Annotated in this window: 8 protein-coding genes; 4 read left to right on the top strand and 4 right to left on the bottom strand. The window is 61.4% G+C overall.

Features of this window, described 5'->3' with window-relative positions:
• Positions 1–26: 26 nt before the first annotated feature.
• From F1609_RS31710 to F1609_RS31725, 4 genes are read right to left on the bottom strand one after another with little or no spacing between them, the layout of a single operon-like run.
• Entirely contained in the window at positions 27–2,066 is a 2,040-nt protein-coding gene (locus F1609_RS31710) for a sodium:solute symporter family protein (protein ID WP_167081531.1), read from the bottom strand.
• Positions 2,063–2,377, bottom strand: a complete 315-nt coding sequence (locus tag F1609_RS31715) for a DUF4212 domain-containing protein (protein WP_167081533.1) — start codon at positions 2,375–2,377, stop codon at positions 2,063–2,065. Before F1609_RS31715 ends, F1609_RS31710 begins: the two co-directional genes overlap by 4 nt.
• Positions 2,377–3,903, bottom strand: coding sequence for a sensor histidine kinase (locus F1609_RS31720; RefSeq protein ID WP_370661696.1), 1,527 nt, complete (start codon positions 3,901–3,903; stop codon positions 2,377–2,379). The genes F1609_RS31715 and F1609_RS31720 overlap by 1 nt, the downstream gene beginning before the upstream one ends.
• Complete coding sequence (locus F1609_RS31725) at positions 3,900–4,610, bottom strand: response regulator (RefSeq protein ID WP_167081535.1); 711 nt, start codon at positions 4,608–4,610, stop codon at positions 3,900–3,902. The genes F1609_RS31720 and F1609_RS31725 overlap by 4 nt, the downstream gene beginning before the upstream one ends.
• A 173-nt stretch (positions 4,611–4,783) precedes the next feature.
• On the opposite strand from F1609_RS31725, the gene recA reads away from it, so the two are divergent.
• The 4 genes from recA to F1609_RS31745 all read left to right on the top strand — a co-directional run bounded on the left by recA (position 4,784) and on the right by F1609_RS31745 (position 7,889).
• Positions 4,784–5,866: a recombinase RecA gene (gene recA, locus F1609_RS31730; RefSeq protein ID WP_167081537.1), complete on the top strand. Its 1,083-nt coding sequence runs from the start codon at positions 4,784–4,786 to the stop codon at positions 5,864–5,866.
• 15 nt (positions 5,867–5,881) lie between these two features.
• Complete coding sequence (recX, locus tag F1609_RS31735; protein ID WP_167081539.1) at positions 5,882–6,337, top strand: recombination regulator RecX; 456 nt, start codon at positions 5,882–5,884, stop codon at positions 6,335–6,337.
• 582 nt (positions 6,338–6,919) lie between these two features.
• Entirely contained in the window at positions 6,920–7,279 is a 360-nt protein-coding gene (locus tag F1609_RS31740) for a hypothetical protein (protein WP_167081541.1), read from the top strand.
• Positions 7,280–7,640: 361 nt separating this feature from the next.
• A complete protein-coding gene (locus tag F1609_RS31745; RefSeq protein ID WP_167081543.1) occupies positions 7,641–7,889 on the top strand; it encodes a hypothetical protein in 249 nt (82 codons plus the stop codon).
• The last annotated feature ends 748 nt before the right edge of the window (positions 7,890–8,637 follow it).

Here is an 8,637-nt window from a genome sequence, read left to right on the forward strand (position 1 = left end):
CGCTGCGGCGTTGTTACGACAATTCGTCATTCGGGCGCGCGTACATGGTCGACCAGGCCGCGCGCGCGCGCATCCGGCGCGCGGGTAAGCAGGCTGGCGGCCACCAGCACCAGCAGCCCAGCCGGCACGCCGAACACTCCGGCCGACATCGGCGCGATGTGGAACCACTGGCCGGCCGCGCTGCCGCCGAGGATGGGATTGGTGTGCAGCATGTAGTACAGGCACACGCCGAAGCCGGCCGCCATGCCGGCCAGCGCGCCGGCGTGGTTGGCGCGCTTCCAGAACACGCCCAGCACCAGCGCCGGGAACAGGGTCGAGGCGGCCAGCGAAAACGCCGCGCCCACCAGCGACAGGATGTCGGCTGGTTTTTGCGAGGCGGCGTAGGCGGCGATGAAGGCCACCGCCAGCAGCAGCAGCTTGGAAATGGTCACCCGCTTCTGGGTCGAGGCGCCGGGGTCGAGCACCTTGTAGTAAAAGTCGTGCGAGAGCGCGTTGGAAATGGCCAGCAGCAGGCCGTCGGCGGTCGACAGCGCCGCCGCCAGCCCGCCGGCCGCCACCAGGCCCGAGATCACGTACGGCAGGCCGCCGATTTCGGGCGTGGCCAGCACCAGCATGTCGCCGTCGATGGCGATTTCGGCCAGCTGCACAATGCCGTCGCGGTTGATGTCGGCGATGCTGATCAGGGGATTGAGCTTGTCGACATTGGCCCAGTAGCCGATCCAGCTGGGCAGGTTGGAAAATTTGGTGCCGACCAGCGCGCTGTACAGGTCGTACTTGATCAGCACCGCCAGCGCCGGGATCGACAGGTAGATGAGCAGGATGAAGAACAGGGTCCAGAACACCGACACGCGGGTGTCGTGCACCGAAGCGGTGGTGTAGGAGCGCATCAGGATGTGCGGCAGCGCGGCCGTGCCCAGCATCAGGCAGAACACCAGCGCCAGGAAGTTGTTGCGGCGGATGTCGGAGGCGGCGCGGTCGGCCCCGGGAAACGGCGTGGCGTGCGGCTGGGGCGGCCGGGAACGGGCCAGGTTGGCCGCGCGCGCCGTGCTCCACAGGCGCGCCGCTTCTTCGGCGCTCTTGGGATAGAGCACCAGCGCGCGTTCGGCGGCGCGGATTTCGCCCATGGTGGCGTTGCGCAGGCGCACCGCGTCAAGCCGGTGCTGCACCTGCTGGCGCCCCATGTCCCACGAGCCGGGCAGGGCCGCCGCCAGGGCGCCGTAGGCGGCGGCGCGCTGGGCGAAGATGGCGCGCACTTCGCGCTCGCGCGGGTCGCGCTCGAGTTCGGCTTCGCGCGCGGCCAGCTTGGGCATGACGGCGCCGTAGGCCACCTGCGGCACCGGATTGTCGGCATGCTTGAGCGAGAGCCACATGGTGGGCAGCAGGAACGCCACCAGGATGATGATGTACTGCGCCACCTGGGTCCAGGTAATGGCGCGCATGCCGCCCAAAAACGAGCACACCAAAATACTGGCCAGCCCGAGGAAAATCCCGACCGAAAAATCGACCCCGGTGAAGCGCGAGGCGATCAGCCCGACCGCGTAGATCTGCGCCACCACGTAGGTGAACGAGACGATGATGGTGGCGGCCACCGCCATCACCCGCACCGGCCCGCCGCGCCCGCCGGCGCCGCCGCCGTAGCGCGCCGCCAGGAAGTCGGGGATGGTGTACTGGGCGAACTTGCGCAGGTAGGGCGCGATCAGCAGCGCCACCAGGCAATAGCCGCCGGTCCAGCCCATGATGTAGGCCAGGCCGTCGAAGCCGTGCAGGTACAGCCCGCCGGCCAGGCTGATGAAGCTGGCCGCCGAAATCCAGTCGGCGGCGGTGGCCATGCCGTTGAACAGGGCCGGCACGCGCCGTCCGGCCACATAGTATTCGGTCACGTTCGAGGTGCGGCTGATCACGCCGATGGCGGCGTACAGCACGATGGTGGCGAACATATACAGGTAGCCGAGCCAGACGCGCGGCATGCCTTCGCGCTCGAGCAGGGCCAGCGAGACGATGAAGGCGACAAAGCAGACCGTGAACCACAGGTAATAGCGGCTCAGGCGCCGGAACGCGGCGCTCATGAGGCGGCCTCCGGTGCGTCTTTCAGGCGTGCCAGGAAACGCCGGTCGGCGCGCCGCATGGCCAGCACGTAGGCGCCGAGGATGGCCAGGTACACCAGCGAGGCGCCCTGGGCGGCCAGGTAGAACGGCAGCGGCCAGCCGGCCAGCGACCAGGCGGCCAGTTCGCGCGCGAAAAACACGGTGCAAAAACCGGTCGCCAGCCACACCAGCAGCAGGATGGCGGTGATGCGGCGGGTGCGGCGCCAGTGCGCGCGGCGCGCGGCCACCAGGCGGCGCCGCTGCGCGGCCACCGAGTCGAGGGCTGCCGGCATCAGGCGTCGTCCTCGTCGGTGATGCGCGGCGGCGGGAATGTCAGGCGGAACAGGCAGCCGGGCAATTTTTTCTGTCCGCTGCGCGGGTTGTTGAAAATGTCGACCTCGGCCCCGTGCTGCTGGGCGATCTCGCGCACGATGGCCAGGCCGAGGCCGCTGCCGGGCGCGCTGTTGCCGAGGATGCGGTAGAAGCGTTCGAACACGTGGGCGCGCTCGGCCGGGGCGATGCCGGGGCCGCTGTCTTCCACTTCCAGGATCGCCAGTTCAGCGTCGCGCCGCACCCGCACCGTCACGCTGCCGCCGGCCGGGGTGTAGCGCAGGGCGTTGTCGATCAGGTTCGAGAGCATTTCGCGCAGCATCATCGCGTTGGCGGCGATATGCACCGGCTGGTCCGGCTGCTCGAAGCCGAGGTCGATGCGCTGCGCGAACGAGGCTTGCACCCAGTCCTGCACGGTGTCGCGCGCGCTCTCGCGCAGGTCCAGCTGTTCGTAGGCGAGACCCGCGTTGGGCTGGTTTTCGGCGCGCGCCAGGGCCAAGAGCTGGTTGACCAGGCGCGTGGCTGACTCGGAACTCTTGGCCAGTTGCTCGAGCGAGCGGCGGATTTCTTCGGGGTCGCGCTGGCGCAGCGCCAGTTCGGACTGCATGCGCATGCCGGCCAGCGGGGTTTTCATCTGGTGGGCGGCGTCGGCGATGAAGCGTTTTTGCATTTCGATGGTTTGCGACAGGCGCTCCAGCATATCGTTGAGGGACCCGACCAGCGGCGAGATTTCTTCCGGCACCTGGCGCGAATCGATCGGCGACAGATCGTCCGGACGGCGCGCGCGTATGCGTTCCTGCAACTGCGCCAGCGGCGAGAGGCCGCGCGCCAGGGCGAACCAGACCAGGGCCAGCACGATCGGCAAGATGATGAACTGGGGCAGAATCACGCCCTTGATGATTTCGTTGGCCAGCTGGGCGCGCTTGTCCAGGGTTTCGGCCACCTGCACCAGGGCCGCCCAGGGCTCGTCGCCGCGTTTGGCCAGCGGGCGCAGGTTGACGTAGGAAAAGGCGATGCGCACCGGCGTGCCGTGCATCAGTTCATTGCGGAAATGCACGCGGCCGTTGCGCAGGCGCTCGTCATCCGCCGGCAGCGGCAGGTCGCGGTCGCCGTCGATGTGCTCGCGGCGCGGACCGGTGATCTGGATGAACACCTGGTCCACATCGTCGGCGCGCAGGATGTCGCGCGCGCTGCCGGGCAGGCGCGAGAGCACCTTGCCGTCGACTTCGCGCACCTGCTGGGCCAGCACGGTGATGCTGTCTTCCAGCGCATGGTCGAAGGGCTGGTTGGCGATCGACTTGGCCACCAGGTAGGTGATGGCGATACTCATCGGCCACAGCAGCAGCAGGGGCGCCAGCATCCAGTCGAGGATTTCGCCGAACAGGGAATGCTGGATGTTTTCTTCGAGTTCGGCGCCGGGCGGCACATACAGGGTATCGAGGGCGTCCGGGGCATCCGGCGGCGCCAGGGCGGCGTCGCGCACGCTCACTTCGATGCCACGCCCGTGTCTGGCGTGGGGCGGCCGGGATCAAGGAATTTTTCCAGGCAGTAGCCCAGCCCGCGCACGGTGGCGATGCGCACCCCGCCCACCTCGATTTTCTTGCGCAGGCGGTGCACGTAGACTTCGATGGCGTTGTTCGACACTTCCTCGCCCCATTCGCATAAATGGTCGACCAGCTGTTCCTTCGACACCAGGCGCCCGGCGCGCGCCAGCAAAATCTCGAGCAGGCCCAGCTCGCGCGCCGACAGGTCCAGCATCTGGTCGTTGATATAGGCGCTGCGGCCGACCTGGTCGTAGGCCAGCGGGCCATGGCGCACCACCGCCGCGCCGCCGCCGGCGCCGCGCCGGGTCAGGGCGCGCACGCGCGCTTCGAGTTCGGACAGGGCGAACGGCTTGGCCATGTAATCGTCGGCGCCCAGGTCGAGCCCGTTGACGCGCTGCTCGATCGAATCGGCCGCAGTGAGGATCAGCACCGGCAGGAGCGACGCGCGCGCGCGCAGGCGGCGCAGCACTTCCAGTCCGGACAGGCGCGGCAAGCCCAGGTCGAGGATCAAGAGGTCGAATTCCTGGGTGGACAGGGCGGTATCGGCCTCCTGTCCGTTCTTCACACAATCGATGGCGTAGCCCGACTGGCGCAAGGAGCGCGTCAATCCATCGGCAAGCACGCTATCATCTTCGGCAAGTAAAATACGCATCTGGGCACCGGGACGTCTAATTAAGGCTATTGTGTTTCATTTGCCGCAACGCCGGGAATTTTTTTGAAATCGGGCGTGTGGCGCTTGCACAAACCACTGTTTATTTGTACAGTACTGCCTGTGACGTGACATCCGCCCTTGATCTGGACCACTCTCTGGACTGAAAGAAAGTTATGGACGATAAAAAAACCGTATTAAATGCTGGCGAGAAGGGCAAAGCGCTGGCCGCTGCCCTCGCGCAGATTGAAAAGCAGTTCGGCAAGGGCTCCGTCATGCGCATGGACGCCAATGCGCCAGTTGAAGATGTGCAGGTCGTCTCGACCGGCTCGCTCGGCCTGGACATCGCGCTCGGCGTGGGTGGCCTGCCGCGCGGCCGCGTGGTCGAGATCTACGGTCCTGAGTCGTCGGGTAAAACCACCCTGACCCTGCAGACCATCGCGCAAATGCAAAAACTGGGCGGCACCTGCGCCTTTATCGATGCCGAGCACGCGCTCGACGTTGGTTACGCCCAAAAACTGGGCATCAACCTGTCCGAACTGCTCATTTCGCAGCCGGACACGGGTGAACAGGCACTGGAAATCACCGATGCGCTGGTGCGTTCGGGCAGCGTCGACCTGGTAGTGATCGACTCGGTCGCAGCGCTCACGCCGCGCGCCGAGATCGAAGGCGACATGGGCGACTCGCTGCCGGGTTTGCAGGCACGTTTGATGTCCCAGGCGCTGCGCAAGCTGACCGGTTCGATCAACCGCACCAACACCCTGGTGATTTTCATTAACCAGATCCGCATGAAAATCGGCGTCATGTTCGGCAGCCCGGAAACCACTACCGGTGGTAACGCGCTCAAGTTCTACGCCTCCGTGCGCCTAGACATCCGCCGTACCGGTTCGATCAAATCCGGCGACGAAGTCATCGGTAACGAAACCAAGGTCAAGGTCGTCAAGAACAAGATCGCGCCACCATTCAAGGAAGCCCACTTCGACATTCTTTATGGCGAAGGCACGTCGCGCGAAGGCGAGATTTTGGATCTGGGTGCGGATAACAAGATCGTCGAGAAGTCGGGTTCCTGGTACAGCTATAACGGCGAACGTATCGGCCAGGGTAAGGATAATGCGCGTATTTACCTCAAGGAGCGTCCGGCTCTGGCGCGCGAGATCGAAAACAAGGTCCGCGTCGCCCTCGGCGTGCGCGAACTGCCGCCAGTCGGTGGCGAAGAGCCTGCTGTCAAGCCGGCCAAGCTGAAGGCAGTCCCCGAGTAATCGGCGGGTTTGGCGATGGCAGCACCCCAACTGAGCCTGAAAGGCCGTGCCCTGCGCTATCTCTCGATGCGCGAGCACAGCCGGCTCGAGCTGGGGCGCAAGCTGGCGCGCCATGCGGAGGAGGGTGAGGATGTCGACGCCCTTCTCGATTTTTTAGAGAAAAACAACTGGCTGTCGCAGGAACGGTTTTCCGAATCCCTGATTCACCGCCGCTCTGCGCGCTTCGGCAACAGCCGCATCATGGCCGAGCTGCAAAGTCACGGTGTCAAGGGCGAAGCCTTGCAGGAACTCAAGGCGGGTCTTGCCGACAGCGAGATGGCGCGCGCCCGCGAAGTGTGGGAGCGCAAGTACGGCACGGTGGCGAGCGATCCCGCCGAGCGCAACAAGCAGATGCGGTTCTTGATGCAGCGCGGGTTTTCGCAGCGCGCGGTCAAGGCGGCGATGCAGGGGCGCGATCCGGATGATGACTGAGTTGATCCGGCTGATGAGTACCTATTATTCCTAAATAATATATTCCGTTGTTTACGGGTGGTTGTTACAAGTGCGCCGCAACGCTGGCGCCACGTCTGTGGGCTACGCCCTTGGGCGGAAAAGCGGAGCGCCTTTCGCCGTATGCCGGGCTAGTACGCCTGTCATACTCCTCAACGGTGGAAGGCGCTGCGCTTTTCCGCCCTGTCTGTTTCCTCTTCCACCTCTTGCATTCATCGACATCGGCGGTTCTGCCTGCGTCGATGCACTTGGTGCGCTATGTCCGCACCCCGCTGAAGCTAGTCGCGAGTACGCCAACTTTCCAAGCAGGCCACGCATCGAGCAGACATGCCATCTTTCGGGCCAGCGCGAGGACGGAGATTCTGCGTACGCGGGAACAGCAGGACACATTTGATGCAACTGCCAGTCCACATGACTGGTACGAAGAATGTGTCAAAATAGAAAATTATGTGTGTCGCCACTGCCAAGACAGTTCGCTTCAGCATTTTTTGATCGCGTTTTTGTCGCGCAGGTGGGGCGTAAGCGGCCCGCAACAAGGTAGCACCTGGAGCATCAGGATAAAAGATGGCTAAACAACTGACCAAAGGCGCGCTGATCCTCCTCTCCTTGCTCAGCGTATTGTGTGCGTCCATTTGGTATGCGAACGCGAGTGCTGAAAAAGAAGCTTGGAATTTTTGCGAACGCATGCCATTGGGTTCGGATATTCATTCTGAAATTGAAAAATTCGAGAAGGATATCGGCTACCATAAAGTACCCGGAGGAAGGGTCTCTGCCAGTCACTATGGTTTTCCCGAAGCGGGTTTTGCCAACAACAAGCACACCTTCATTTTCAAAGGCTTCATGCTGGACAAGGCATATTGCGATGTTTCCCTCACTGACGATGGAAAAATCATAGGGAAAAATTCATTCATCCAATACGACTAGGAGGACGAAAGCTGTTTTTCATTTGGTCGAGAACTTTTCCACGCCTTTTGACGTTCAAGGAGAGGCCATGCAGTTCCAGTTGACCTCGACCGTTCCTGTTTGTGCGGTACGACTGTCCGATATATATTTTTTCGTCGGCACTGAGCATCTCACCCGCTGCGTGGCAGGGTAAGGCGCCCGACCAATGGTGAGCAAGTGTGACTACGTATGCGGTGTGCAACGTTGTAATACACTTTGCCTGCAAGACGGCCTGCGAAAAAAGAGGAGACGGCTTGTGATGACTTGTTGCCGCTCTGATCCTACGAATCGTTCTGGACTTCTGGACCTTTTCTCGCTCAAGCTACCTCGTTGATGGATACTTATGAAACTTGAAAATGCTGAATTTTTGACTAAAGTTTTTTTGCAAGTTAGCGCTGACTTAAATAGTGTTGTCTACGACGATCGGGCAGATAGCGGAGAACATGATCCTGATTATCTTAAGCTAAGACGAGGCATTGGCGAAGTGCTCGGAGTCTTGTATTCAGAGGTCATGGTGAAGGTGTTTAAGGATTTCCCTGATCTGACGCCAGCAATGCTGCGTGACGACTATGAAGATGACGAAAACGATTAACGCCGACCAGCGGGGTCACGAGCGGTACGGTTCAGATCCGATATTAGACAGGGACTAATGTTTAAGTAAATCGACCGCTTCAGTTCTTCTATATGCATGCTGCAGAGGGCCCGTGCCTACAATCGCACACGAACAGAATCGTAAAATCGGCTTTGTCATATCTAAATGTTACAAGGATTGATTTGGCCGTCCCTCTCCTATTACTTCAGTCCGAGCCGGTAGATCTTTTGGTTCATCAGTTCACCGTTGAAGAACCTGGGATATTCCAGCATCTGATGTGTTTTGATAAAGATGAGTGGATATCGATTGTTTTTAAAGAGTTTGAATTTTCTAAGCTAATTCCTGAAAAAGCAAGTTGCAACGATTAAAAGGGGTAGCGGGGCAGGGCGAGCGGGCCAGCACAGGAACCCGCGCTGACAGTTACGGCTTAGGGGCAGCAATCGGGCTGAGAGTCAAGGGACACGGGTCAGGTCTTGCAAACGGACACGGCTGGGCGTAGCTAAATTGGCCGTTTCCACGCTCTTTTTTATAAAAGAAGGTTTGCTTTGCGTGCAAGAAGGCCAATGAAAAAAGAGGAGACGGCTTGTGATGCTTTAAAATAGAGGGCAACAATCATGAGCATTGCTGTGGTCTAATTTGCTCGGACACCTCAATAGGTGGAAAATCCACCATCTGAGGAGTAATACATGGCAACAAGAAAGCGGAAGACATTCGATCCCAGCCTGAAGCTGGAAGTGGTTCGAATGAT

It is taken from the genome of Massilia aquatica (assembly GCF_011682045.1).
Taxonomy (GTDB): domain Bacteria; phylum Pseudomonadota; class Gammaproteobacteria; order Burkholderiales; family Burkholderiaceae_D; genus Telluria_A; species Telluria_A aquatica.

Bases quoted from the DNA above. Each gene is read 5' to 3' on its own strand.
- F1609_RS31710 (WP_167081531.1), bottom strand. From the start codon at position 2,066: ATGAGCGCCGCGTTCCGGCGCCTGAGCCGCTATTACCTGTGGTTCACG.
- F1609_RS31715 (WP_167081533.1), bottom strand. From the start codon at position 2,377: ATGCCGGCAGCCCTCGACTCGGTGGCCGCGCAGCGGCGCCGCCTGGTG.
- F1609_RS31725 (WP_167081535.1), bottom strand. From the start codon at position 4,610: ATGCGTATTTTACTTGCCGAAGATGATAGCGTGCTTGCCGATGGATTG.
- recA (WP_167081537.1), top strand. From the start codon at position 4,784: ATGGACGATAAAAAAACCGTATTAAATGCTGGCGAGAAGGGCAAAGCG.
- recX (WP_167081539.1), top strand. From the start codon at position 5,882: ATGGCAGCACCCCAACTGAGCCTGAAAGGCCGTGCCCTGCGCTATCTC.
- F1609_RS31740 (WP_167081541.1), top strand. From the start codon at position 6,920: ATGGCTAAACAACTGACCAAAGGCGCGCTGATCCTCCTCTCCTTGCTC.
- F1609_RS31745 (WP_167081543.1), top strand. From the start codon at position 7,641: ATGAAACTTGAAAATGCTGAATTTTTGACTAAAGTTTTTTTGCAAGTT.